This window comes from Shimia sp. MIT1388, assembly GCF_047124445.1.
Taxonomy (GTDB): Bacteria; Pseudomonadota; Alphaproteobacteria; order Rhodobacterales; family Rhodobacteraceae; genus Shimia.
Map to the genome: position 1 here is coordinate 919,312 of NZ_CP138921.1, position 24,909 is coordinate 944,220.

A 24,909-nucleotide genomic window follows, 5' to 3' on the forward strand; every position below is an offset into this window, starting at 1 on the left:
GGGATTAGAAAAAAGGGAGACGGTTGGGCGACACTGTGCTCCGCAGATTCGCCGTCATCGCATAACGTTCGCTTTCGGGGAGCGGCTTTCGCGAAATCTCCGCCCAGGCGCGAAACGCCCGCGTTTCATTTCGGTGACAAATGTGGCGTTCGGCCAGCTCAAATATGATTGCGCTTCCGCAAAGGCGTGTTCGCCGCACTCCAGAAGGGTGGTCAGGCTTTCAAGGTTTCGCATACCCTCGGACACGCCACGCTGGAAGGCCGCTAATGCTTCAACGTCAAACACCTGATTTGTGTCAGGCAGAGAGGCCGAAACGGTCAGGGACTTGAGGTTGCCAAATGCAAACCAATCGGAACTGTCTTCGCAAAACCGATCACTCGCCAATCGGGCAGAGTCGATGGAGTGCGACCAGTCTTCTTGCGCAACCTCACTCACCAGGCCCAGTTCAAAACCGTGATCGAAGGACAGCCCGACTTGTGTGTCCAAATCGCAATCTGCGAGGGCCGTCAACAATCCGAAGTCCGGCCTTTTGCGAAAGGTAATATCGCTCACTGATTTTGTAATACAATCAATGACCTCTTGGCCATCTTTGAAGGGGGCATGATCCATCATTCAACGCCCCATTCTTCGCGCAGGCTCTGTATCGTTGCGTCAGATCGCTTTTTGCGACCATCCGGTTTTTCAAGAACGACGCTGCCCTCCGGTAGGCCAAAGACTTCTTCAATTTTGGCTGTGATGCTTGCGACAGAAGCGTCGGAGCGCGCAATCCGAAAACGGGTTGGGTCTTCGCTGCGGTTTACTTGGTTCGTCATCGTGGTTTTTCCTTGGAGTGGTCGTGTGGACGCTGGTTTGACACAGGGGGCGTGACAAAACCTGTCATGGGTCAGGGCAAAATATCAAAGTCACTGCGTCGGTGGTGCTGAATCAGGTCCCGCAAGCCTTGGGGGGCCAGGACATTCACTGCATCCCCCCACTGGTACAGGTGCCAGCACATTTCCAGCCAGCCAGAGGCGTGAAACCGGACAATTAAACTGCCATCTTCTTGTGGCTCGAGTTGCTGGTTGGGGTGAAACCTGAAGCCTGACGCGGCTTTGGCTGCGTGCGGGGCAAAGTGCCAAATTGTTTCGCAATACTGGTTCGGGTCGTGATAGGCGGCGAAAGATCGTTCTGCATGTGCCTGCAAATCAAAGCCTGCGGGGGCTTCAAACCCAGAGTTGGTTAGTGTCGCGGACAGGATGCGATCAAGGCGAAAGTGGCGGATCTCTTGATTCCGGTCGCGTTGTTGCGCCACAAGATAACTGCGAGGCCCCATTAGGACGCCCAATGGCTCAATGCGCCGTTCAACAGTTGGACTGTTCTCATAGCGTATCAGGATTTGAAACGGTCCACGCAACGCGTCTGAGAGGGTTTCAAATAGCCCTGGAGGTGTCGGGACATTTGGTCCTGGCCTGGCCACCGCGCCGAGTGAGTACAGAACAGCTTCTACGTCGGCTTCCGCGCGCAAGGCTGCGCTGGTCTGAAGGGACGCCAAAAAGCGATCGCGCAGGCTGTGTAACGCTTGGACATGGGCGTGTCGCCCTGATGCCTTCGCTTCACGAATGGCCAAATCCATCGCTTCAAGGCCGGTTTCGTCTTTTAAATTAAGAGGATGTAGCTTGGATGCCGGCAACCGCCACCGTTTTCGGCTTTCAAAGTCCTCCAGGACTTCGACATCCTGAAAGCTGTCCTCGAGCGCATCGGTCATCCGTTGCGCGGTGCGATGGGAGCACTCAAAACGGATACAAATGTCCTGAAGAGATACGCCTTGTCGCTGAGCTGCGGCCATTTGCGCAAGGTGAACAAGCTGACGGGCTTTGGAAAAGGACATTGCTGATGTGCGGAACTCATTAAAGTGTTGCGGCCTTATACTTGAAGTTGAATCAAGCCGTCTTCAAGCAAATAAAGCTGGTGGGGACGGGATGCGATGGTTTGTCTCAAAAAGCCTTGACCTGAGCGGTTAGGGGGCTTTGGGGTGCTCCGACAGTATTGCCCCTATACACCACGGTCCAAGGCGGAGTACTCTTTGTTGTGACGCTTGAATGGTGACCTTGGGTGTGGTGCTTAAGTTGTTGAAAATTAAGTAAATTGAAGCATTTCTTGTGTGCGGTTTTAAGTCGAAAAATTGAGTGATTGGAAGAAGGTAGAGACCTGAGTATGGCTTTTTTGAAAGAACCGTTTTTCCATTTTGTCGTCCTGGGCGTTGCCATATTTGTGTGGTTTTCCGTGCAGCAACCCGGGGAAATCGCAGAACCTGATGCGGATGAAATTGTTGTCTCCGAGCAGGTGTTTGCAGCTTTGGCGTCGCGGTTTCAGGCGCAAATGCAGCGTGAGCCCACTTCGGACGAAGCTCAGGCGTTGATGGATCAATATGTGCGCAGTGAAGTTCTGGTACGGGAGGCGCGGGCGCTTGGTTTGGACAGCGGGGATGGGGTTGTGCGCAACCGGCTTGTTCAAAAAATGGCGTTCTTGATGACCTCGGCAGCGCAGTCGGCGGTGCCTGAGAACGCGGTTTTGCAACAGCATTTGACCGATCATGCCGCCAAATTTCAAACACCAGCGATGGTGAGTTTTGAACAGATTGGCCTGAAATCTGGCACGCCTTCGGCCGAGATCGACGCCTTGCTGGTTGACTTGAATGCGGGTGAGGCACCGCCAGAGGAGGGGCTGTCTTCCCTCCTGCAGCGCTCCATTTTAAATGCGGGTCTCAATCAGGTCGATGGCAGTTTTGGGCGCGGTGTTTTTGCGCAACTGGAAGCCTTGCCTGTTGGGCAGTGGGCAGGCCCTGTAACCTCCGGGTTCGGCCAGCATGTGGTTCGCATAATCGAATACACACCGCCGCAAACGCCGGACCTGGTCGAGGTGCGTGACTTGGTTCTGGCAGATTGGCGCAGCGCGCTAGCCAATGATTTGCGTGAGGCGCAGGAGGCAGCTCTGATGGAGGCCTACAAGGTCTCGCGCCCCACTGCAGATACCTTGCAGAACTGGATTGGCCAATGATCCGATTGCGGCATTTTCTGTTTCTGCTCAGCCTGTTGCTGACTGTTGGTCAGGGCGGAGCGCATGAGCTTGATCCCGGGTATCTGGACATCCGCGAAGTCGACGGTGGCGCTTATACACTATTCTGGCGCAAGCCAGATGTGCGCGGGCTGCCCATGGATATTGACGCAAAGCTGCCGCCAAGTTGTATGCCGAACCTTGGACCAGAGGTGGTGTCCGATGGGGCGGGGTGGCAAACCCAGTGGACTGCGCTGTGTCCGGCAGGACTACAAGGACAAGCGGTGAAGATTGCAGGGTTGGATCGTCAGAACACCGACGTCCTGGTGCGCTTTCAACCTTTGAACGGCATCTCATCCACCACGCGGCTTACGGCAACTCAGACACAGTTTGTGATCCCGGAAGCCCAAACCAAACTGCAGGTTGGGTGGACCTATGCTGTGTTGGGCTTTGAACACATCCTGGAAGGGTGGGACCATCTGTTGTTTGTCTTTGCGCTGGTCCTGTTGATCCGTAGCAAGTCCCGTCTGATCGGCGCGATCACAGCGTTCACAGTGGCGCACAGCATCACATTGGCCCTTGCCGCGCTGGGGCATGTGTCCATTCCAGGCCCTCCGGTGGAGGCGATCATTGCTTTGTCTGTGGTGTTTCTGGCCATAGAAATACTCAAACGCGACGACACACAATCGCGGCTGTCAGAGCGTGCCCCTTGGATGGTGGCCTTTGCATTTGGCCTTTTGCACGGTCTGGGTTTTGCTGGGGCTTTGCAAGATATCGGTCTGCCGGAGGTGGACATCGCCCTGGCGTTGCTGACCTTCAACCTTGGTGTTGAGGCCGGACAACTGGCCTTTGTGGGCGTTATCCTGGTCTCGGGCACATTGCTGAAACTGCTGTTGAAGACTGTGAACATGCTGTCTTACCAACTGGTTAGTCGCGCCAATCTGGTGGCAGGCTATGCCATTGGCAGTGTTGCCACATTCTGGTTGGCGGAACGGATTTATGGGTTTTAGAGGGCGGGTTGTGCCGGGTTTTAGGCGCTCCGTAAGTGCGGCAGTTATTGCGGCGTTCATGGCGACACCCGCCGTGCCGTGCGCCTTTCATGGCTATGAGCCCAAGCCAACGTTAGTGGAGCGTTTGATCAACGCTGACCAAGTCGTATTGGCGCGTCCCAGCGCAGCAACACCGTTCCGATTTGACGTCACAAAGCAAATGCGCGGGGATGCGTCAGTGGGGACGTTGCCGTTTCTGGTCGACAGCACCACACGCCGATTGATGCGGTTAAAACCTCAGGCAAATGTGCTTTTTGCCCGCGATGCAGATACCGAGGTCTGGCATCGCCTTGCCACTGTGGATGCGGACTTTGATCCGGTGATGCACGACATCTGGAGCGCGCTACCTGACTGGCAGGACAACCCGGCCATGCGGGCAACGTATTTTTCGAAGCTGCTACACCACCGTGACCGGCGGTTACGTGACCTTGCATTGAGAGAGCTTGACCTCGCGGCCTACGGCACGTTGCGCGCTCTGGACCTCGAGATCGACGCTAACGCGCTGAGGTCGCAACTTGATGTGATCACCGAGATGGACCTGCGCGCGATCCGTATTCTTTTGATGGGCTTTGCAGAACCTTCAGAAGACCTTTCTGCATTTCTCAAAGACCGGATCACAACGGGCGTGGCGCATGACAGCGACATGCTAGGCGCCTATGCGCTTAGCCTGATAGCGCTTGAAGGGCGGGGTGGCCTGCGCTGGTTGTCGGACACGCATCTTTCCAGCACGCATAACACCTACAACACTCACAGCGCGATGGTGCAGGCACTGGCCATGCACTTTCAAACCGGCGACTCCGCCTTGCGTGAAGAGATCGAGGAAATTTTGACGGCGCGGGTGCTGTTTGATCCGGACCTAGCGTATGTTGTGTCACTTCAGTTCTCTGCCATCGCTGCCAACGCGGGGCTGGAGGTTCCGGAGAGCGATCTGGATGAAGATCCCTCGCTGGAAGCCCTCAAGTCGATTGAGGTCAGCAAGTTGATTCCATTGCAGAATTAAGTGGCGGAGAGACAGGGATTCGAACCCTGGGTCCCCGTGAAGGGACAACGGTTTTCGAGACCGCCCCGTTCGACCACTCCGGCACCTCTCCGTCCGATAGACCGTGGTCTTGGTGAGGGCGTCGTTTAATCGGGATTGTGATGTGGCGCAAGTGGGATTTGCATTGTTTTGTGCAACAAATGATTTAGCTTAGCCCCATGCAAAAGACTTCTGCCCGCTTGGCCCCGATTGATGTTCTGAAAAACCAGCTGCTCTTGTTGATCCTGTCGGCTTTGACCTGCCTGTTTGCGCTGGTCTCGCTGGCGCAGGCGGCCGATCGCGCTAATGTCGAAGCTTTTTTGAAAGTCACCGGCTTTGATGTCGCGATTGACTCGATTGCCTTGTCGGCAACCAGTGCGCCAGACCTGTTGGGCATGAACCAGGGTGACTTTGGCGCGCAGTGGACCACTGTCGCGGAAGATGTGTTTGACACCGAACTGATGCAGAACCGGGCGCTGGATATTCTCGAAGCCACGCTGGAGGACGATCTTTTGGCACATGCCGCGGCGTTCTATGCGTCGGATTTGGGGCAGCGTCTGGTCGAAGTGGAAAACAGTAGCCACATGGCAGACGATGAGGAAAAAGAGCTGGTTGGCAATGCAATGCTGGCGGATCTGGAAGCCAAAGACGATCCGCGTATCGACCTGTTCCGCCGCATGAGCGTGGCGATTGATCCCAATGACATTGGTCCTCAAGCGATGACCGAAATTCAGGTGCGTTTCATTTTGGCAGCGTCGTACGCGGGTGTGATTGATCTTCGCACGGATGAGGACGGGCTGCGTGCGCTGCTGAATGAGAACGCCGAGGAGATGGCCGAGGCCATTGAAACCTCGTCACTGGCCAATGCCGCATACACCTATCGGGATTTCACTCTGGAAGAGCTGGTGGCATATACAGAGGCATTGGAGCATCCCGACATGATGACCGTTTATGAGTTGATGAACGCGGTGCACTTTGAGGTCATGTCCAACCGCTTTGAGGCTCTGGCCTTGCGCATGGGCGACATTCAGCCAGTTCAGGACCTCTAAGGCGTCCGACGCCCTTAAAAAACGGGTTGACTTAAAAGGTTTTCCACAGGATAAGCGCGCATCTGGCGTGAAGTGTGCACTTTGCGCCTGATTTTATTGTAACACAGCCCCTAAAAGGGGCGCGCTGTTTGAGGTGGCATCTGCCAAAACGCCGGAGCTTACGGGCAAAGGGACCGAAGGACGCGACAAGATCGAAGGAATAGGACATGTTCGCAGTCCTGAAGACCGGCGGCAAACAGTATAAAGTACAGGCAGGTGACGTCCTGCGTGTCGAAAAACTGGCTGCAGACGCTGGCGAAAAGATTCAATTCAACGAAGTGCTGATGCTTGGCGGTGACTCCACCGTGGTTGGCGCTCCTTTCGTTGAAGGCGCAGCCGTGCAGGCAGACGTGATCGACCAGATCAAAGGCGAAAAGCTGATCAAATTCGTGAAGCGTCGTCGTAAGCACAGCTCCAAGCGCACCGTGGGCCACCGTCAGAAACTGACTCTGGTTCGCATCACCGACATTCTGGCCTCCGGCGCAGACAAATCCGGCGTAAAAGCCGCGATCGGTTCTGGTTCCGTTTCTGCCCCTGCAGAAGCCGCACCAGCCAAGCCTGCGAAAGCTGCCAAGAAAGCCGAAGCACCTGCCGCAGACGCAGCTGCAGACGATCTGACCGCCATCAACGGTGTTGGTCCGGCCGCTGCCAAAAAGCTGGTAGAAGCGGGCATCTCCACCTATGCTGCTCTGGCAGCCGTGGACGCCGAGACTTTCGAAGGCACCAAAGTGAAGCCTGAGTGGGTTGAACAAGCCAAAGAACTGGCGAAGTAAGAGACTATAGGAGACTAACGATATGGCACATAAAAAAGCTGGTGGTAGTTCCCGTAACGGTCGCGACTCCGCAGGTCGCCGTCTTGGCGTGAAAAAATACGGTGGCGAGAACGTCATCCCAGGCAACATCATCGTGCGTCAGCGCGGCACCAAGATGTGGCCGGGCGAAGGCGTTGGCATGGGCAAAGATCACACCATCTTTGCAACCGTCGACGGCAACGTGAAGTTCCACAAAGGCCTGAAAGGCCGCACCTTTATTTCGGTTCTCCCGGTGGCGGAGGCCGCTGAATAAGCCGAACCCGTAAAGGTTATGAGACATATAGGGGGCCGGCTGACAAAGCCGGCCCTTTTTCTTTTTTGAGTTTTGAGATCCGAAATGAGCGTCGCCGTGATCAGTTTTAGCGTTTTTGCCGCAAGTCAGGTGGGCACACCTGGTCCTGCGAACATGGCGCTATTGGCCACCGGCGCGCGGTTTGGCTTTAAGGCAGCGCTGCCCTTTGTGGCAGGCGTGGCTTTGGGCAAACAGCTGATTATCTGGCCGATCGGGTTTGGCCTGATGGAACTGGCCGAGGCGGTGCCAGAGGTCTTTGCAGCGCTTAAGTGGATCAGCGCAGCTTACATTTGCTGGCTCGCCTGGAAGGTCGCCAATTTGCGGCTGTCTCCCGGCAGTGGAGAGAGTGAACAGCCCCCCGGTTTTGCGGCCGGTCTGCTGGTGCATCCGCTGAACCCCAAGGCCTGGGCGATGATTGTGGCGGGGTTCACAAATTTTGTCACACCAGCGACACCTGCCTTGCAAGCGACAGCGACCATCGCCATCTGCCTATTGGTGGCACAGGCGGTTTTTCATCCGATCTGGACCTACGCCGGAGACCGGATCGCCCGCACTGTGGCTGGCAAGCCCGCGGAGAAATATTTGATGCGCACTTTGGCCGCTTTGACGGTGGCCTCGGTGCTCTATGTGGTTCTTTGAGGAGGAGACCGCGATGAAATTGGACACCATCGTCAATCAGCCTGTTATTGAAGCAGAGCGTTTTGTTTTGCGCCCGCTGCGCCGGTCTGACCAAGGGCTGATCGAGATGCACACCGCGGATCGGGAACTGGCACGACTGACCGCGTCGATCCCGCACCCATTGCCGCCGGGCTATATCGAAGCCTTTATCAACCGCTCGCAGTCGGACGGACGTGTGCAGGACGTGTGGGCTATTGACGGCAGCGCAGACGGCCAACCTGAAGTCATGGGCCTGATCGGCCTGACCCGTGTGGACGAAGGGCAGGTCGAGATTGCCTATTGGATTGGCAAAGCCTTCCGCAACACCGGTCTGGCCTCAGAAGCGGTTCGCGCCATGATTGCGGCCAATCCGCTCAACAGCACCACGATCTTCGCCTCGGTGTTTCAGGACAACCCGGCCTCGGCCCGCGTGCTGACCAACTGCGGCTTCCAGTATCTTGGAGACGCCGAGAGCTTTTCGCTGGCACGTGATGCCACTGTGCCAACCTGGACATATAGTTTGAAACTGGATTGAGCCTTGCCGCGCGGCAAGGTATGAGCGCAACACGCGCCGAAAAAGGACCAATGATATGAAATTCCTAGACCTTGCCAAAGTCTACATCCGTTCCGGCGGCGGCGGCGGGGGCTGTGTGTCCTTCCGGCGCGAGAAATACATCGAATACGGTGGCCCCGATGGTGGCGACGGTGGCAATGGCGGCTATGTCTGGGCCGAAGCGGTTGAAGGGCTCAACACCCTGATCGACTTCCGCTACCAGCAGCACTTCTTTGCCAAAAACGGCCAGCCCGGCATGGGCAACCAGCGGACCGGTAAAACCGGCGACGACATCATTTTGCGCGTGCCAGTGGGCACAGAAATCCTCGACGAAGATCAGGAAACCGTGATTGCTGACCTGACCGAAGTGGGCCAGCGCGTGCTGCTCGCAAAAGGCGGCAACGGTGGCTTTGGCAACCTGCACTTCAAGTCATCGACCAACCAAGCACCACGCCGCGCCAATCCGGGTCAGCCGGGTGTGGAACGCACCATCTGGCTGCGTTTGAAGCTGATTGCCGATGTCGGCCTGCTGGGTCTGCCCAACGCGGGTAAATCTACCTTCTTGGCCGCCACGTCGAACGCGCGCCCCAAGATTGCGGATTATCCCTTCACCACGTTGCACCCCAACCTGGGTGTGGTTGGTGTCGATGGCGTCGAGTTTGTCGTTGCCGACATTCCTGGCCTGATCGAAGGGGCCAGCGAGGGCAGGGGCCTTGGCGATCTGTTCCTTGGTCACGTGGAGCGCTGCGCGGTGCTGTTGCATCTGGTGGATGGCACCTCTGGCACGCTTTTGGAAGACTACAAAACCATCGTGCAGGAAATCACCAACTACGCCGACATTCTTGCGGACAAACCCCGGGTTACGGTGCTCAACAAGATCGACAGCCTGGACGCGGAAGAGCGGGAATTCCTCAAGGAAGAGCTTGAAGCCGTGGCTGGTGGCGAGGTGATGCTCATGTCCGGCGCCAGCCATGAGGGCACCACCGAAGTGCTGCGGGCGCTGCGGGCGCAGATTGACGATGACCGCCTGCGCCAAAAGATCGAAGAGGCTGAAGAAGCCGAAGAGGAAGAGGCGCCGTGGCAACCCTAAGCACTGCAAAACGGGTTGTGATCAAAATCGGGTCGGCATTGCTGGTTGACCGGACATCTGGACTATTGAAAGACGCGTGGCTGAAGGCTTTGGCCGAGGATGTGGCCATGCTCAAGGCGCGCGGCACCGATGTGGTGCTGGTGTCGTCTGGGTCTATTGCCTTGGGCCGCGGCGCACTCAAATTGCCGAACGCTGATCTTTCTCTGGATCAGTCCCAAGCCGCGGCCGCTGTGGGGCAAATCCGTCTCGCCCGCGCCTATGAAGAGGCGCTTGCGCCTTATGAGATTACAACGGCGCAGGTTCTTGTCACATTGGAGGACAGCGCCAACCGTCGTCGTTATCTAAATTCCCGCGCCACGTTGGATCAGCTTCTGACCCTCGGCGTTGTGCCTATCGTGAATGAAAACGACACGGTGGCGACTGACGAAATCCGCTACGGCGACAATGACCGTCTGGCGGCGCAAATTGCGCTGACCACCGGTGCCGATCATCTGATCCTGCTCTCGGATGTGGACGGGTTCTATTCCGACAACCCCATGACCAACCCCGATGCCAAGCGCTTTGAAATGGTCGAGACCATCACGCCAGAGATCGAAGACATGGCCGGCGAAGGCGTATCTGGCCTGTCCAAAGGCGGTATGATCACAAAGCTGATGGCGGCCAAGACTGCCACCGCCGGCGGTTGCGCCATGGCAATCACCGAAGGCTCGGCGCTGCGCCCCATTCAGGCGCTCGAAGAGGGGGCCAATGCCACGTGGTTCCTCGCCCAAGGCACACCACAACTGGCGCGCAAGCGCTGGATCACCTCGATGAAGCCGCAAGGCGCACTTGTGGTGGACACCGGCGCAGCGAATGCCTTGACGTCCGGTAAGAGCCTCTTGCCCGCAGGTGTCACTATCGTGAATGGGGACTTTAGCCGCGGTGATCCGATTGAAATCCGCGATGCTTCCGGCCACCGTTTAGGGCAGGGGCTGGCTGCTTACTCTTCCCACGAGGCCGACAAGATCAAAGGTCGCCACAGCCGCGATATCGAGGCCCTTCTGGGCTACCCGGGCCGCGCCGCGCTTATTCACAGGGACGACCTCGCCCTATAGGTTTCTTCTAACGACAAATATCCTCGCCGAAGGCGAATTTACCAACCCTAGCAAAGGACTGAGACGATGAAAGACATCGCAGACATCCCCGCCCTGATGGCCCAGATTGGCGACAACGCCAAAGCGGCAAGCGCGGAGCTGGCCTTTGCCCCGCCGGAAACCAAACGCGCGGCGCTGGAAGCGGCAGCCGATGCGGTCTGGTCCCGCCGCGATGAGATCATCGAAGCCAATAAGAAAGACCTCGAATTTGGCCGCGACAAAGGCCTCTCGGACGCGATGATGGACCGTCTGATGCTGGATGAGGACCGCATCCATGGCATCGTCACCGGCTTGCGCACCGTGGCGGCGCAAGATGATCCCGTCGGCGAGGTGCTGACGGAATGGGACATGCCTTCGGGCCTAAACATTCGCCGCGTGCGCACACCTCTTGGTGTGGTTGGCGTGATTTATGAGAGCCGTCCCAACGTGACTGCAGACGCCGGCGCGCTCTGCCTGAAATCCGGCAACGCGGTGATCTTGCGCGGTGGCTCAGAGAGCTTCCACAGTTCCGGCGCCATCCATACGTGCTTGGTCGACGGGCTTAAGTCTGTTGGTTTGCCAGAAGCGTCCATCCAGCTTGTGCCCACCCGTGATCGCGCGGCTGTGCAGGAACTTCTGACGATGGTTGATACTGTTGATGTGATTGTACCCCGCGGCGGCAAAGGCTTGGTGGGGCTCGTGCAACGCGAAGCCCGCGTGCCAGTGTTTGCGCATCTTGAAGGCATTGTGCACATCTACATCGACAAGGATGCGGATCCCAAGAAGACCCTTGATGTGGTGCTCAACGCAAAAACCCGTCGGACGGGAATTTGCGGCGCAGCAGAGTGTCTTTTGATCCATCAGGATATTGTCGACGGCCTCGGCACCGAGGTGCTCACACTTCTGGCGCAAGCAGGCGTCATGTTGCACACGGACAGTGGTTTGCCTGTGATTGAAGGCCGCACCACGCCCGCAACTGCGGACGATTGGGGCAAAGAATACCTCGATATGGACATCGCCGCCAAAGTGGTTGCGGATGTGGACGCTGCCATCGCTCACATCCGTCAATTTGGCTCCAACCATACCGACTGCATCCTGACCGAAGATGACGCCACCGCTGCACGCTTCTTTGAGCGTCTGGATAGCGCCATCCTGATGCGCAACGCCTCCACGCAATTTGCCGATGGCGGTGAGTTTGGCATGGGCGCGGAGATCGGGATTGCCACTGGCAAGATGCATGCCCGTGGCCCTGTGGGCGCCGCACAGCTGACCAGCTTTAAATATCTGGTGGAAGGTGACGGCACGACCCGCGCTTAAGCGACCAGGAAATCAAAAAGAAAAGGGCGCCACAATCGGCGCCCTTTTTTGCTTTTTGTCCTGATGGCCGTTTAAAACGTCACTTCCAGGCTCATGTCGGTGAGTTGCACACCAAGGCTTCGGCCCAATAGCTTGGCCCCCTCTGGTAGCAAACCAAATTGAACCTGTGCCGGGACGAGATCGGCAGGCACTTCGCTTTTGCCAACAGGATCCCAAAGCGCCGTGTCCGCCCGCAGTTTTTCGCTTTCCGCCAGCAGCAGCCACTTGTCGCCCTCTTTGGTCACGGTCACCGTGCCACCAAAAGGCATCGAGGTGTCAAAACACATCAAGGTCAAAAACGCGAGGCGAAGCTCGGAGCGGGATACCGCGCCCTCGACTTCCCAATAGGTAGACACGCGGGAGCTCGCAGCAAGTCCCTGAATGATAGACTGAATCTCGGCTTCGCCCACCATCTGCGCATCGCTTGGCTGTCCAAAGGCCACGCGGAACAAACGAATGCGGGCATTGGCGTTGCTCACGCTGTCAGAGATCATTTCCATTTCCGGGCCCTTGGCGTCGCCAGTCAAAGCGATCAATTCCAAGCCGTTACCAATCGCGCCAACCGGGCTGATCAGATCGTGGCAGATCCGCGACCCTACCAATGCTGCGAAATCCGTATTATGTGACATGCAACTTTCCTTTACTGCATGAGCGCCCCATGAGCGATCTTAACTCTGACCTCAACGCCTTCCTCGAACCTGGCATGTTGGTGACGCACCCAAATCAGCCCGAATGGGGCGTGGGGCAGGTTCAATCCAACATTCGCGGCAAAATAACCGTGAACTTCCGGGAGGCTGGCAAAGTTGTTATCGATGGTACGCGTGTCCTGTTGATGCCAGCCACAGAGACGTAATTTGGTTAACAATTAGTGCACGAGTGGTGGAAATCGTCAACAGATCAGTTGCTTGGCAGGTGGTTGATTTCCGCCGATGTGCCCAATAAAACGCCTTCAAACAAAGAGGATACCGCCGCCTGATGAGCGCGCACACCCCGGAATTTAAGGTTAAGCTCGCCGAAACTGAGGCGGAGCTTCAGGCTGCACAGCGGCTACGGTATCGTGTGTTCGTCGAGGAACTGGGCGGCTCCGGCCCGCTGGTGGATCACGTGGCGCGACTGGAGAAAGACCAGTTTGACCCCTATTTTGATCACCTGATCCTGAAGGATCTGGCACTTGCTGCGGATCCGGTGGATCAGGTTGTCGGAGTGTATCGTGTGCTGCGCGATGATGCGGCGGCGAAACATGGCCGGTTCTATTCCGAAGATGAATATGACCTCAGCATTCTGAAATCATCGGGCCGCAAGCTGCTGGAACTGGGTCGCTCCTGTTTGCACGAGGACTATCGCGGTGGAGCGGCCATGTTCCACCTCTGGAATGCGCTTGCCGGTTACGTGGCGGAGCATGACATCGAAGTGCTGTTTGGCGTGGCAAGCTTTCATGGCACCGACGTGGCGGCCTTGGCCCAACCCTTGTCGCTCTTGCACAACCGTCACCTCGCGCCGGAAGATATCCGCCCTCGTGCACAGGCGGGCGTGTTCCAAACTATGGACCTCGTATCAGAGGACCACATTGATCGCCGCGCGGCCATGTTGGCTGTGCCGCCGCTTATCAAAGCCTATCTGCGCTTGGGCGGCTTTGTGGGCGACGGCGCTTACCTCGATCACGCTTTTAATACCACCGACGTCTGCCTCATTCTGGATACCGCCCGCATGAACGAGAAAAATCGCGCGCTTTATTCCAAGGAGCGCAATCTGTGAGCGTCTGGGAAAGTGAAGAAGGCTATCCAGAGCCGTTGAAACTGGGATTTTTCGGTGTCCTGCGCGCCATTTTACGTGGCCTTCCGCTGGCCCTCCTCGTGTTTGGCTGTCTGCTGCTGTTGCTGCTACTCCGCGTGATCGAACAACCCTTGTTTGGCCTGCGTCGCCCTTGGACGCCCTACATCACCCAGTTTGTTTGCCGCAACGCTTTCCGCTTGATGGGCATTCGCTTTGCCGTGCAAGGCACGCCGATCCGGGACCGTGGTGCTGTTGTGGCCAACCATTCGTCGTGGCTGGACATCTTTTCTCTTAACGCTGCGCAGCAGGTCTATTTCGTGTCCAAGGCCGAGGTGGCAAGCTGGCCTGGCATCGGTTGGCTGGCCAAAGCCACCGGCACCGTGTTCATCCGCCGCGATCGCCGTGAGGCCCGCGCGCAAAAACAGATCTTCGAAGACCGCCTTTTGGCGGGTCACCAACTTCTGTTCTTCCCCGAAGGCACAAGCAGTGACAGCTTGCGGGTTTTGCCTTTTAAAACAACGCTCTTTGAAGCGTTTTTTGATCCGCGTCTCAAGGATTTTATGCTGATCCAACCGGTCACAGTGCATTATCAGGCACCCAAGGGCGAAGAGGCACGGTTCTATGGATGGTGGGGCGATATGGACTTTGCACCGCACCTTTTATCCACCCTGGCGGCCCCGCGTCAGGGGCGCATTGACGTGATTTACCACCCACCTTTGAAGGTCGCCGACTACACCAATCGCAAGGCGCTAGCCAAATCGGCGGAGGACCAAATCCGTACAACCTTGAAAGAGCGCTTTGAATAATCGGTGTCGCCCTGCATTTTATGGGCCATACCCCCTTGCGCGCCGCCAAAACCTGCTGTAAACGCGCGCCATTCAAACCCGCAGGCGGGGTTTGGGTCGGGCAGGGGAGACATCCCTGTCAATCCGCCGGTTGGAGCATCCGCTCTCACTTCTCCCCGCCAAGGCGTAAACCGGAAAAGGAAATACAAGCATGGCTCTTCCTGAGTTCTCCATGCGCCAGCTGCTGGAAGCAGGCGTACACTTTGGTCACCAAACACAGCGCTGGAACCCGCGCATGGGCCCGTTCATCTACGGTTCCCGCAACGGCATCCACATCATGGACCTCACCCAGACTGTTCCAATGCTGGACGCAGCTCTGAACGCTGTTCGTGACACCGTTGCAAAAGGCGGCCGCGTTCTCTTCGTTGGCACCAAGCGTCAGGCCGCAGCGCCAATCGCAGATGCTGCTGAGAAATCCGCACAGTACTACATGAACCACCGCTGGCTCGGCGGCACGCTGACCAACTGGAAAACCGTGTCTCAGTCCATCAACCGTCTGAAAGAGATCGACGAGAAGCTCGCGTCCGGCGCAGAAGGCCTGACCAAGAAAGAGCGTCTGGGCATCGAGCGTGACCAGGAGAAGCTGCAAGCGTCCCTCGGCGGTATCCGCGACATGGGCGGTGTTCCTGACCTGCTGTTCGTCATCGACGTGAAAAAAGAAGCACTGGCCATCGCAGAAGCCAACAAACTGGGCATCCCGGTTGTGGCTGTTGTAGACACCAACTGCTCCCCAGACGGCGTTGACTACATCATCCCAGGCAACGACGACGCATCCCGCGCGATCTCCTTGTACTGTGACCTGGCCTCCCGCGCCGCGCTGGACGGCATGACCGCACAGCTGGGTGCCGCTGGCGTAGATCTGGGCGAGTTCGAAGCTCCGGTTGAAGAAGCCGTGGCCGAAGAAGCTGCCGCAGAAGCGTAAGCTTCCGCCGTTACACATTTGACATGGGGGCAGGGTAGACCCGCCCCCAACATTCCCAATTCTGACGAGGAGAGCCGAAGATGGCGATCACAGCAGCAATGGTTAAAGAACTGCGCGAGATGACCGGCGCAGGCATGATGGACGCGAAAAAAGCGTTGACCGAAACCAACGGCGACCAGGAAGCAGCAATCGATTGGCTGCGCACCAAAGGTCTGGCGAAAGCGGCGAAAAAATCCGGCCGTACCGCAGCCGAGGGTCTGGTGGCCGTGAAAGTTGAAGGTGGCAAAGGTGTTGCCGTTGAGGTGAACTCCGAAACCGACTTCGTTGGCAAGAACGCTGACTTCCAGTCCATGGTTGCCAACATCGCAGGCGCAGCCATCAACGTGTCCGACGTTGACGCGCTGAAAGCCGCGGATCTGGGCGGCAAGACCGTTGAAGAAACCGTGACCGACGCCGTTGCCACCATCGGTGAGAACATGTCCGTACGCCGCATGGCGACTGTCGAAGGCGACGTTGTGACTTCCTACGTGCACAACCCAGCAACCGACGGCATGGGCAAAATCGGTGTTCTCGTAGCGCTGAAAGGCGGCGACGAAGCATTTGGCAAGCAGGTTGCCATGCACATCGCAGCGGCCAACCCACAGGCTCTGGGCGAAGACGACCTGGACCCAGCGGTTGTTGAAAAAGAGAAGAACGTTCAGATCGAGATCGCACGTGAATCCGGCAAGCCGGAGCAGGTGATTGAGAAGATGATCGTTGGCCGCATGAAGAAATTCATGGCCGAAGTCACCCTGCTGGGCCAGAACTTCGTGATCAACCCAGACCTGACCGTTGCAGCTGCAGCCAAAGAAGCTGGCGCTGAAATCGTTGGCTACGTCCGCATGGAAGTGGGTGAAGGCATCGAGAAGAAAGAAGAAGACTTCGCAGCAGAAGTGGCCAAAGCCGCTCAGGGCTAAGTCCCGCTGTCAAAAGTTTCTACGCCGTCCAGACGCAAGTTTGGGCGGCGTTTTTCTTTTTCGCGGCTTATTGAAATTCACCTTCATAAAACTGCGTTTTGATCCGCCAGGATCTTTCCCCAGGTAAAGATTTCATACGCTCTGTGCTCGGGAACATAAAACGGATCTCCCCCGATCACCTGTTCCACATCCGCCTTTGCTGGCAATTCGACCACCCAAAGCGCTCCGCAAAACGGTTCGCCCGTCTCAAGTTTCAATCCGCCGCCAATCAGGATTTCCGGATGTGCTTTGACATAGGCGACATGGGCGTCACGCAACTCTTGTCGGGCACGAACATTAAGCATGGCTGGCGTGTCTCTGAATACAACAACCCAACGTGTCATCTAGCGTCCTCCTGTGTTTTTCGGCAAGCACAGACAAAAAACGCACTTCACAATAGGGCCAGTGAGGATTTCCGGATCAGACCAATTTCTAGATAAGCCGTTTAAGGTGTCAAAGATCCTACAGCCAAGATGGCAAAAAAAACGGCGTCACCAGGAGATGACGCCGTTCCTTTTCTCCGGTCTCCAAAACATGGGGATGGGGAGACCACCGAAAATGTCAGATCCTGGCCGAAATAAACCGTTCACTGACACCGGGTTGATTACCGGTCGACCCAGAGAGCTTCGGTATAACGAAGGTCAAAGTCGATATGTTCCAAAGGCCAAAGCCACCACTCACGGAACAATGTCATTTTGACATTCTGACACTTAACCAACAAGTCAGGATTACCATACTAGTGACGCTATTATGCGTCAGTTGTGCCCTTCGAGCAAGTAAATTTGCTTGAGAAAGGAGGCCTTCAGCAAAGCCTGGGCCGTGGTTTCCACATTCATTGCATCACGAGCAAGGCGCAAGTGTTTTTCTACCGTGGCTGGTGTGCGGCCAATCAGCAGGGCAATGTCCTGTATGGTCTTGCCGTCGCCAACCCATTCCAGAACCTCTCTCTGACGCTTGGTCAGCTCGCGTTCTGGGTTGGTGTAGGGCAGGGACTGGATTTTCAGGTGCGCTACATTGTTGATCAGAGTGATCTCGCGCCCGCGTTTTTCCCAAAGCGCATCAAGGGCTTCCTGGGTTACGTCCGCACGCGCGCCCAAAGAGATTGCGCCTTTGGTGCGTGAGGACACGGTCGGAAAACTCACGGTATAGCCCGCTTCCAGCCCATAGGCCTGGTTGAACTCGAACACCTCGCGCTGCTTTTCGGTCAGCTCGTCTGCATCATAAGCTTCCCGCGCCCGGCGCCAGCTTTGGGCGCCGGTATTCTCCAACGTCCATTTCATCATCGGGCCGTTGAAGTACAACCCGCCACCAATGAACTGATCGAGATAGTCGCGGTCGTATGTCGACAGAATGAAGAAGTCGGCGACATCACCCAAGGACATACCACTGCGGTAGTTTGTGTATCCGTAGATGATCTTATCGAAGCCAAAGGTTTCCAACTTGGCGCAGTGTAACTCCCACAGCGCTTCCAGACTCGTTTGGTTCATTACCTCTTCGATATAGTCGATCGTGTCGTTCATTTTGACCTTCTTTTACACATAACGCGGGGCTGCTCAGCCAAGGGTGGCAGATCCGATACAGAACTTTTTGTGGGGTTTTAACGCACAGCTCATCCCCATGAACTTGACCACGAGGTTAGTTAAACACGTGTGAGATGTCTATAGCGACAACCGCTGTCTTTATCCGGTAGGCTCTGGGGATTTACGCGCCAACTTTGTGTGCGTTTCCAGAGAATTCCCGATTTGTTGGGGAAATCGAGGTGCTTCAAATTTGAGCTCAAGTAATGGTTTTCTTCGTTAAGTCAGTATCACGCCATGGTTGCTGTGACTGCGACCAAAGTCGCATCCCGTGATGGCCAAATAATTTACATAATACCTATTATGCGTAATTTGATCCCAAATATTACGAGCGCAAACTTTGACTTTTGCGCCCTTCTTTTGGTTGGTCCTGAGTTTAAGTCACGCGCCGTGAAAACCAATTATTTTCAGAGACCTAAAAGTTTTAACTGATGTGCCGATATGCTTAGCCCAACGCATACCCAGCGCCACGAACCGTGCGCAGTGGATCATCGCCGCCATGCACACACAGCGCTTTGCGCAAACGACCGATGTGCACATCAACCGTTCGGCTGTCGACATAGATATCCCGGCCCCAAACGCGATCCAGCAGTTGTTCCCGACTCCACACGCGCCCAGGCTTCTCCATGAAGGTCGCCAGCAAACGGAACTCTGTTGGACCAAGCCGAAGCGCCTCTTCATTGCGGGTCACCCGATGGGTTTCCGCATCGAGGATAATGTCCTCATAGGTCAGCGTCTGCCCCACAGAGGACGGCCGCACACGCCGCAGCTGGTTGCGCACCCGCGCCATCAACTCCATCACCGAATACGGTTTCACCACATAGTCGTCTGCCCCGGTTTCAAGACCGCGCACGCGATCCACCTCTTCTGACCGCGCAGACAACATAATCACGGGAATATTTTGTGTCTCTGTGCGGGTTTTCAGTCGCCGACAGATTTCGATGCCGGACGTGCCCGGCAGCATCCAGTCGAGCACAATGATGTCCGGCTGCACCTCTTGCACCATCAGGAGCGCGGTGTCGCCATCAGCCGCGGCTTCCACGTCAAAACCTTCTGCCTGCAAGTTGTAGCTCAACACCTCACGCTGCGCTGGTTCATCTTCAACGACGAGAACGGTGGGATGATCTTTGGCCATCTGCTTTATCCTCTAAAGGCTCCTGTTACGCGTCCAGCCGGGTGGCTTTCGGCCGGGCTTCTTCCGGCATGCTGCCGGTCACAAGGTAAATCACCTGCTCGGCAATGGCGGTCACGTGATCCCCCATGCGTTCGGTGTTTTTTGCCATAAAATGCAGGTGCATACAGGGCGTGATGTAGCGCGGATCTTCCATCATGAAAGTCAGGAATTCGCGAAACAAAGCGTTGTACATCTGGTCCACGCTTTCGTCGCGTTCCAGCACATCACGCGCCAGATCTACATCGCGCTGAATAAACGCATCAAGCACGTCTTTCAGCATCAACTGCACTTCATGGGCCATACGCTTGAGCGAGCCATTGGCACCCTCAACCTGTTCCATATGCACCAGAACGGACGTGCGTTTGGCCATGTTTTTGGCATAGTCACCAATGCGTTCTAGGTTGCCGGCAATCTTCATAACCGACAGGACCACACGCAGATCCACCGCTGCTGGCGCACGCAGCGCGATCAGATTAGCGCAGCGCTCGTTGATCAATTCTTCAAGCCCATCAATGGCTTTGTCAGCCGCCCTCACCTGCGCCGCAAGCTCTTCATCACGGGTGGACATGGCGTTCGCAGCTTCGCCAATCGCGGCTTCCACAAGGCCGCCCATTTTCATCACATGGGCCTGAATGCCTTCCAGATCCCGGTCAAAGGCGGACACAATATGTTGGTCGTTCATGGTCTCTCTCCTTAGCCGATCCGGCCGGTGATGTAGCTTTCGGTGCGCTCATCTTTGGGGTTTGTGAAAATCTGGGAGGTGTCGCCGTATTCCACCAAATTGCCGAGATGGAAGAAGGCAGTCTTCTGGCTCACTCGTGCGGCCTGCTGCATGGAGTGGGTCACAATCACCACGGAATACTGATCGCGCAGCTCGTCGATCAGCTCCTCAACCTGAGCCGTCGCAATCGGGTCCAGCGCCGAACATGGCTCGTCCATCAACAGCACTTCCGGCTCGGTTGCCACGGCGCGGGCAATACACAGACGCTGTTGCTGACCACCGGACAGACCGGTGCCTGGCGCGTGCAAACGGTCTTTCACTTCGTTCCAGATCGCCCCACGACGCAAGGATTTCTCCACGATTTCATCCAACTCGGCTTTGTTCTTTGCCAAGCCATGGATGCGCGGACCGTAAGCGATGTTGTCGTAAATCGACTTGGGGAATGGGTTTGGTTTCTGAAACACCATGCCCACTTTGGCGCGCAGCTGCACCGGATCAACGCGTTTGTCGTAGATGTCTTCGCCATCAATTTTGATGTCACCTTCGACGCGACACACATCAATTGTGTCGTTCATCCGGTTGATACAACGCAAGAAAGTTGACTTACCACAGCCGGACGGACCGATGAATGCCGTCACGGATTTGGCTTCGATATCTACGTTCACATCTTTGATCGCGTGGGTGTCGCCATAGTAGACCTGCACATTGCGGGCGGAGATTTTGGTGTCGTTCTGGTTCACGTCGGTCCCCAGTTTTTCAGTGTCATACATGAGAGAGTTCCTTCGCTTACCAACGGCGTTCAAACCGGCGGCGCAGGAGTACTGCAAGAGTGTTCATTGAGATGAGGAAGATCAAGAGGATGATGATCCCGCCCCAGGCGCGTTCGTAGAAAGCCGGGTCTGCCCGTTTGGCCCATTCGTAGATCTGGGCTGGCATGGCGGAGTTTGGCGACAGCAGACCTTCACCCACAGTCTCCGGCATGTTGGAGGCGATGAAGCCAATCATCCCGATCAACAGCAGCGGCGCGGTTTCGCCCAAGGCCTGTGCCAGACCAATGATGGTGCCGGTCAGGATGCCAGGCGCGGCCAGTGGCAGCACGTGGTGGAACACTGCCTGCATTTTGGAGGCCCCTACCCCCAGCGCCGCATCGCGGATGCTTGGCGGCACCGCTTTGAGCGCGGCACGGGTGGAGATAATAATGGTTGGCAAGGTCATCAGCGTCAGCACCAGACCACCCACCAATGGCGCGGATTGCGGCAGGTGCATGTAGTTGATGAAGACCGCCAGACCCAGAATACCAAACACGATGGAGGGCACAGCTGCGAGGTTGGAGATGTTCACCTCGATGATGTCGGTGATCCAATTCTTCGGGGCAAACTCCTCAAGATAGATCGACGCCGCCACACCAATTGGCAACGCCAGCACCAGCACCACCAACATCATGAAGAAGCTGCCCACCATAGCCACGCCAATCCCGGCGGCTTCTGGACGCTGGTCCGATGCATCCGCACCTATGATGAAGTCGATGTTGAAGGTCTTCTTCAACGCGCCAACCTCGATCAGCTGGTCGACAAAGTCGAGCTGTGCGGGCGTGATGTTCTTGTCGTTGGCAATGCTGTCCCGTGTCACCCGGCCTTTCATGTAGCCGTCCACGCGACTGTTGGCGAGGAAGCGGAATTCGATGGTCTGGCCAATCTGATCCGGATTGGCGATCACATAGTTGCGCAGTTGGCTTGCAGCAGATTTTGACAAGATCTTTGCCATGGTCTTGGATTTAAGGTCGGTCTCAATGCCATGGGTTTCCACGGTTTTCTCAAACGCGGTTTTGATCAGCGGAGCGTAGCCAAAGGTGGTGACTTTCTTGATCTTTTCCAGATCACGCTCGCCGGACTTATCCAGCTTGCTCTCCAGCAGCTCGACTTCCATGGTCACAAAGGTCTGCGTAAACGCGCCGGTGCCTTTGGACAGGATCGTGTAGAGCAGTGTCACCAGCATCAACAGTCCAATGCCAATCGCAATCATGCCATAGAGCTTGAAGCGGCCTTCGGCGGCATTGCGACGCCTGGTGCGAGCATCCAGCGTGTGCAGCGAGCTTTGGGGCGCAACGGCGCCTGTGTTTTGCGTCGCGTCGGTCATTCGTATTGCTCCCGATATTTGCGCACGATGTAGAGCGCCAGCACATTGAGGCCGAGGGTCAGAACAAAGAGGGTCAGGCCAAGGGCAAAGGCCACCAGCGTTTCTGGGCTGGCGAAATCACCATCCCCGGTCAGCTGGCTGACGATCCGGGTGGTGATGGTGGTCATGCTTTCAAACGGGTTGAGGCTGAACTTGGCAATCGCCCCTGCCCCCATCACCACAATCATGGTTTCGCCAATCGCACGGGAGGCCGCCAACAGGATCGCGCCAACGATGCCCGGCAAAGCTGCCGGGATCACCACCTGGCGAATGGTTTCGCTCGAGGTTGCGCCAAGGCCAAGGGAGCCATCGCGCATCGCCTGTGGCACCGCGTTGATGATGTCATCAGACAGCGAGCTTACAAAAGGGATCAGCATGATGCCCATGACCACGCCCGCGGTCAGCACAGAGGTCGCGCCTGACATCCAGTCCACGCCCAAAGAGCCCGATTGACCAAACAGGTTCACCAACATTGGCCCTACGGTCAGCAGCGCAAACAGACCATAAACAATAGTTGGGATACCGGCGAGAATTTCCAATAGTGGCTTGGCAAAGGCCCGTGTCTTGGGACCGGCATATTCCGAGAGGTAAATCGCCGCAAACAGGCCAATCGGCACCGCCACCAAAAGCGCGATGAACGAGATATAAAGCGTGCCCCACAGCAGCGGCAGGATCGACAGCTCACTGTCGCCGCGGAAGTTTGGCGCCCAGGTGGTTCCAAAGAAGAAGTCACGCCAGTTGTGCAGACCAAAGAAGTTGATGGTCTCAAACAGCATCGACAGCACAATACCCACGGTGGTCAGGATCGCCAGCGAGGCCGCCGCCATGAGCAGGGCCAGAACCGCGCGTTCCACCACGTTGCGGGCGCGATAGTCAGGCTTGGTTTTGCTGAAAGAAGTGCCAAAGCCAATCACGGCCAGCGCCAAAACGATCAGAGTGCGCATTGTGTTGCCGGTCACGGTGGCGCTGCGATAGGACTTCGCGGCCGCCAGCACCTCAGGGCGCACATCTTGGCCCAAGGCCACGCCCAGCTCACCCAGACGCGCCCGCACGTCCACAACGGTGGCGTCCATGGCTTCGACTTCGGCCAAGCTCATCGCCCCACCGGCAATAGCGGTGTTCAACCCGTCGGCAACGCGGCGCACATCCGACATCACCAGGTTCAGATTTGAGCCTTCCGGGATCATCTCGGGCGCAATCATGCCGGACACAGACCGCTCAATCAGCGTCGGCTGCGCCAACAACCACACCAGCAACACCGCCAGTGCAGGCACCGCCACGCTCAGCGCGACGTTGGTGCCGTAGTAGATCGGCAAGCTGTGCAGAGCGCGAACATCGCCCCCCGCCAATTTCAAAACACGTATCCGTCCAATAAAATACCCCGCCGTGGCGAGGGCGAGGACCAATAGGACAAGCCAGGAAAGTGGCATCTGTGGGCGCCTTTGTTCAGGGAAAAACCGGGCGGCACGAACCGTCGCGCCGCCCGATCAAGGGAGTGATTACATGCTGGAGCCGAGCACGGCTTCGTCTGCAACGGCGTTCTGGGTGTCGGCGAGCTCTGGGTCAGACACCAGACCATACTCGGCCAAAGGACCATCTTCGCCCGCGATCTCGTCCGCGATGAAGAACTCAGCGTATTCTTTCAGGCCTGGGATCACGCCGATGTGCGCTTTCTTCACGTAGAAGTACAGCGGACGGGACACTGGGTACTCACCGGTTGCGATGCTCTCGGTGGATGGCACGATGCCGGACATGGTCGCAACCTGCAGCTTGTCGGTGTTGTTCTCATAGAACGCCAGACCAAAGACGCCGATGCCGTCTTTGTTGCTTTCGATGCGTGCCAGGGTCTCGGTGTAGTCGCCGTCAATGTCCACAGACACACCATCGGTGCGCAGGGAGATACAGGCTTTTTCAGCGGCTTTGTGCTTGGCTTTATCGGTGTCGCCTTCGGCCGCAGCCAGCAGCACGTCAAAGGCGCCAGTGGCTTCACAGCCCGCCAGGATCACTTTGTCTTCAAACACTTCACGGGTGCCGTGCTTGGTGCCTGGAATGAAGGCTTGCAATGCTTGTGCCGGGAAGTTCGCGTTCACGTCGGACCAGGTTTTGTTTGGGTTGGCAACCATCTGACCGTCCACGAGGATTTCGTTGGACAGCGCCAGGAACCAGTCGCTTGGGGTGTATTCAAAACCGTTGCCGTTGATGTCGGAAGCAAACACGATGCCATCATAGCCGATGCGCACTTCGATGATGTCGGTCACACCGGCTTCGGCGCAGGCTTTGATCTCTTTGTCTTTGATCTTGCGGGAGGCGTTTGCCACGTCGATGGTGTTTTCGCCAACACCTTCACAGAAACGCTTCAGACCAGCAGAAGATCCACCGGATTCAACAACCGGGGTTGGGAAGTCAAAGTTTTCACCGAAAGCTTCCGCAACGATGGATGCGTAAGGCAGAACGGTGGAAGAACCGGCGACCTGTACTTGGTCACGCGCGGCGGCAGAAGTGGCGGCAACGGCCGCGATGGCCAGAGCAGAGGCAGTCAGTTTGACGGACATAAGTGTAACTCCATTTGATCCAGACTGTTCGTCGACAGTCTCGAGCGACGATCTAAAGTGCCTGGTCAAAGCTTTTGTGACGCGTATGTAACAGCCGTGTGACAAATCACGTTTT

The 24,909-nt window shown here is 56.7% G+C and carries 28 protein-coding genes and 1 tRNA gene; 16 read left to right on the plus strand and 13 right to left on the minus strand.

The window, feature by feature from the left end; genetic code table 11:
* Positions 1–54: 54 nt before the first annotated feature.
* From SIB92_RS04495 to SIB92_RS04505, 3 genes are all read right to left on the minus strand, one after another.
* Positions 55–552 carry a hypothetical protein gene (locus SIB92_RS04495; RefSeq protein WP_412554681.1) on the minus strand — a complete coding sequence of 166 codons (498 nt, stop codon included), beginning with the start codon at positions 550–552 and terminating at the stop codon, positions 55–57.
* Between the two features lie 56 nt (positions 553–608).
* Complete coding sequence (locus SIB92_RS04500) at positions 609–812, minus strand: hypothetical protein (RefSeq protein ID WP_412554682.1); 204 nt, start codon at positions 810–812, stop codon at positions 609–611.
* Positions 813–883: 71 nt separating this feature from the next.
* Positions 884–1,825 (minus strand): helix-turn-helix transcriptional regulator, encoded by a 942-nt coding sequence (locus SIB92_RS04505; RefSeq protein WP_412554683.1) that lies wholly within the window; start codon positions 1,823–1,825, stop codon positions 884–886.
* A gap of 368 nt (positions 1,826–2,193) precedes the next feature.
* On the opposite strand from SIB92_RS04505, the gene SIB92_RS04510 reads away from it, so the two are divergent.
* The 3 genes from SIB92_RS04510 to SIB92_RS04520 are packed head-to-tail and all read left to right on the plus strand — an operon-like array spanning position 2,194 to position 5,082.
* Positions 2,194–3,036: a peptidylprolyl isomerase gene (locus SIB92_RS04510; protein ID WP_412554684.1), complete on the plus strand. Its 843-nt coding sequence runs from the start codon at positions 2,194–2,196 to the stop codon at positions 3,034–3,036.
* Positions 3,033–4,043: a HupE/UreJ family protein gene (locus SIB92_RS04515; protein ID WP_412554685.1), complete on the plus strand. Its 1,011-nt coding sequence runs from the start codon at positions 3,033–3,035 to the stop codon at positions 4,041–4,043. Before SIB92_RS04510 ends, SIB92_RS04515 begins: the two co-directional genes overlap by 4 nt.
* Positions 4,044–4,101: 58 nt before the next feature.
* Complete coding sequence (locus tag SIB92_RS04520) at positions 4,102–5,082, plus strand: hypothetical protein (protein ID WP_412554686.1); 981 nt, start codon at positions 4,102–4,104, stop codon at positions 5,080–5,082.
* A gap of 1 nt (position 5,083) precedes the next feature.
* On the opposite strand, the gene SIB92_RS04525 is transcribed toward SIB92_RS04520, so the two are convergent.
* Positions 5,084–5,173, minus strand: a tRNA-Ser gene (locus SIB92_RS04525).
* Positions 5,174–5,279: 106 nt separating this feature from the next.
* On the opposite strand from SIB92_RS04525, the gene SIB92_RS04530 reads away from it, so the two are divergent.
* The 8 genes from SIB92_RS04530 to SIB92_RS04565 all read left to right on the plus strand — a co-directional run bounded on the left by SIB92_RS04530 (position 5,280) and on the right by SIB92_RS04565 (position 12,021).
* Positions 5,280–6,149 (plus strand): DUF2059 domain-containing protein, encoded by an 870-nt coding sequence (locus SIB92_RS04530; protein WP_412554687.1) that lies wholly within the window; start codon positions 5,280–5,282, stop codon positions 6,147–6,149.
* A 206-nt stretch (positions 6,150–6,355) separates the two neighbouring features.
* Entirely contained in the window at positions 6,356–6,961 is a 606-nt protein-coding gene (locus SIB92_RS04535) for a 50S ribosomal protein L21 (RefSeq protein ID WP_412554688.1), read from the plus strand.
* A gap of 22 nt (positions 6,962–6,983) precedes the next feature.
* The gene (gene rpmA / locus SIB92_RS04540) at positions 6,984–7,253 is read left to right on the plus strand and encodes a 50S ribosomal protein L27 (RefSeq protein WP_209062735.1); all 270 of its coding nucleotides are present in this window, start codon (positions 6,984–6,986) and stop codon (positions 7,251–7,253) included.
* An 84-nt stretch (positions 7,254–7,337) separates the two neighbouring features.
* Positions 7,338–7,931: a LysE family translocator gene (locus SIB92_RS04545; protein WP_412554689.1), complete on the plus strand. Its 594-nt coding sequence runs from the start codon at positions 7,338–7,340 to the stop codon at positions 7,929–7,931.
* Between the two features lie 13 nt (positions 7,932–7,944).
* Positions 7,945–8,484: a GNAT family N-acetyltransferase gene (locus SIB92_RS04550; protein WP_412554690.1), complete on the plus strand. Its 540-nt coding sequence runs from the start codon at positions 7,945–7,947 to the stop codon at positions 8,482–8,484.
* Positions 8,485–8,539: 55 nt separating this feature from the next.
* Complete coding sequence (gene obgE / locus SIB92_RS04555; protein WP_412550395.1) at positions 8,540–9,592, plus strand: GTPase ObgE; 1,053 nt, start codon at positions 8,540–8,542, stop codon at positions 9,590–9,592.
* Positions 9,580–10,686, plus strand: a complete 1,107-nt coding sequence (gene proB, locus SIB92_RS04560) for a glutamate 5-kinase (protein ID WP_412554691.1) — start codon at positions 9,580–9,582, stop codon at positions 10,684–10,686. Before obgE ends, proB begins: the two co-directional genes overlap by 13 nt.
* A 66-nt stretch (positions 10,687–10,752) precedes the next feature.
* Complete coding sequence (locus SIB92_RS04565; protein ID WP_412554692.1) at positions 10,753–12,021, plus strand: glutamate-5-semialdehyde dehydrogenase; 1,269 nt, start codon at positions 10,753–10,755, stop codon at positions 12,019–12,021.
* A 71-nt stretch (positions 12,022–12,092) separates the two neighbouring features.
* Here SIB92_RS04565 and SIB92_RS04570 read toward each other — a convergent pair whose 3' ends face one another.
* Complete coding sequence (locus SIB92_RS04570) at positions 12,093–12,689, minus strand: histidine phosphotransferase family protein (RefSeq protein WP_412554693.1); 597 nt, start codon at positions 12,687–12,689, stop codon at positions 12,093–12,095.
* Between the two features lie 29 nt (positions 12,690–12,718).
* On the opposite strand from SIB92_RS04570, the gene SIB92_RS04575 reads away from it, so the two are divergent.
* The 5 genes from SIB92_RS04575 to tsf all read left to right on the plus strand — a co-directional run bounded on the left by SIB92_RS04575 (position 12,719) and on the right by tsf (position 16,556).
* Complete coding sequence (locus SIB92_RS04575; protein ID WP_294114694.1) at positions 12,719–12,913, plus strand: DUF3553 domain-containing protein; 195 nt, start codon at positions 12,719–12,721, stop codon at positions 12,911–12,913.
* 122 nt (positions 12,914–13,035) lie between these two features.
* Positions 13,036–13,815, plus strand: coding sequence for a GNAT family N-acetyltransferase (locus SIB92_RS04580; protein ID WP_412554694.1), 780 nt, complete (start codon positions 13,036–13,038; stop codon positions 13,813–13,815).
* On the plus strand, positions 13,812–14,639 hold the full coding sequence (locus SIB92_RS04585; RefSeq protein ID WP_412554695.1) for a lysophospholipid acyltransferase family protein: 828 nt from the start codon (positions 13,812–13,814) through the stop codon (positions 14,637–14,639). Before SIB92_RS04580 ends, SIB92_RS04585 begins: the two co-directional genes overlap by 4 nt.
* Before the next feature lie 190 nt (positions 14,640–14,829).
* Positions 14,830–15,600, plus strand: a complete 771-nt coding sequence (gene rpsB / locus SIB92_RS04590; RefSeq protein WP_412554696.1) for a 30S ribosomal protein S2 — start codon at positions 14,830–14,832, stop codon at positions 15,598–15,600.
* Positions 15,601–15,680: 80 nt separating this feature from the next.
* A complete protein-coding gene (gene tsf / locus SIB92_RS04595) occupies positions 15,681–16,556 on the plus strand; it encodes a translation elongation factor Ts (protein WP_412550396.1) in 876 nt (291 codons plus the stop codon).
* Between the two features lie 83 nt (positions 16,557–16,639).
* Here tsf and SIB92_RS04600 read toward each other — a convergent pair whose 3' ends face one another.
* The 8 genes from SIB92_RS04600 to SIB92_RS04635 all read right to left on the minus strand — a co-directional run bounded on the left by SIB92_RS04600 (position 16,640) and on the right by SIB92_RS04635 (position 24,794).
* The gene (locus SIB92_RS04600) at positions 16,640–16,939 is read right to left on the minus strand and encodes a YciI family protein (RefSeq protein WP_412554697.1); all 300 of its coding nucleotides are present in this window, start codon (positions 16,937–16,939) and stop codon (positions 16,640–16,642) included.
* A 411-nt stretch (positions 16,940–17,350) separates the two neighbouring features.
* Positions 17,351–18,115, minus strand: a complete 765-nt coding sequence (locus SIB92_RS04605) for a LuxR family transcriptional regulator (RefSeq protein ID WP_412554698.1) — start codon at positions 18,113–18,115, stop codon at positions 17,351–17,353.
* A 502-nt stretch (positions 18,116–18,617) separates the two neighbouring features.
* Positions 18,618–19,307 carry a phosphate regulon transcriptional regulator PhoB gene (gene phoB, locus SIB92_RS04610; RefSeq protein ID WP_412554699.1) on the minus strand — a complete coding sequence of 230 codons (690 nt, stop codon included), beginning with the start codon at positions 19,305–19,307 and terminating at the stop codon, positions 18,618–18,620.
* Positions 19,308–19,332: 25 nt separating this feature from the next.
* Entirely contained in the window at positions 19,333–20,028 is a 696-nt protein-coding gene (phoU, locus tag SIB92_RS04615; RefSeq protein ID WP_294114710.1) for a phosphate signaling complex protein PhoU, read from the minus strand.
* Positions 20,029–20,039: 11 nt separating this feature from the next.
* Positions 20,040–20,837, minus strand: coding sequence for a phosphate ABC transporter ATP-binding protein PstB (gene pstB, locus SIB92_RS04620; protein ID WP_412554700.1), 798 nt, complete (start codon positions 20,835–20,837; stop codon positions 20,040–20,042).
* A 16-nt stretch (positions 20,838–20,853) separates the two neighbouring features.
* On the minus strand, positions 20,854–22,203 hold the full coding sequence (gene pstA, locus SIB92_RS04625; protein ID WP_412554701.1) for a phosphate ABC transporter permease PstA: 1,350 nt from the start codon (positions 22,201–22,203) through the stop codon (positions 20,854–20,856).
* Positions 22,200–23,672, minus strand: coding sequence for a phosphate ABC transporter permease subunit PstC (pstC, locus tag SIB92_RS04630; RefSeq protein WP_412554702.1), 1,473 nt, complete (start codon positions 23,670–23,672; stop codon positions 22,200–22,202). Before pstC ends, pstA begins: the two co-directional genes overlap by 4 nt.
* Positions 23,673–23,741: 69 nt before the next feature.
* On the minus strand, positions 23,742–24,794 hold the full coding sequence (locus tag SIB92_RS04635; RefSeq protein ID WP_412554703.1) for a substrate-binding domain-containing protein: 1,053 nt from the start codon (positions 24,792–24,794) through the stop codon (positions 23,742–23,744).
* Positions 24,795–24,909: the final 115 nt, after the last annotated feature.